Below are 228 nucleotides of genomic sequence, written 5' to 3'. Positions count from 1 at the left end.
GGTATTCAATCCATACAGCAAAAGTATGGTCAAAATGCGTTGGGTGTTTATCTAGGTAATCCTAACGTACATAACATGGGCGGTATGTTGACCATCAAACAACTGCTTACCAGTTTAAAGACACGCAGTCGTTTTTCTGCCACTTCTATCGACCAGCTGCCACATCATATTATTAGCATGCATCTATTTGGTCACATGCTGCGCATTCCGGTTCCCGATGCCAATAAC

General features: G+C 43.0%; 1 pseudogene. It reads left to right on the top strand.

The window, feature by feature from the left end:
• A pseudogene (locus R2R70_RS23810) lies at positions 1-228 on the top strand (molybdopterin oxidoreductase family protein); the annotation flags it as partial.

The sequence above is a fragment of the Cobetia sp. SIMBA_158 genome, assembly GCF_046566945.1.
GTDB classification, from domain to species: Bacteria; Pseudomonadota; Gammaproteobacteria; order Pseudomonadales; family Halomonadaceae; genus Cobetia; species Cobetia amphilecti.
This window is presented reverse-complemented; position numbering and strand designations above follow the sequence as displayed.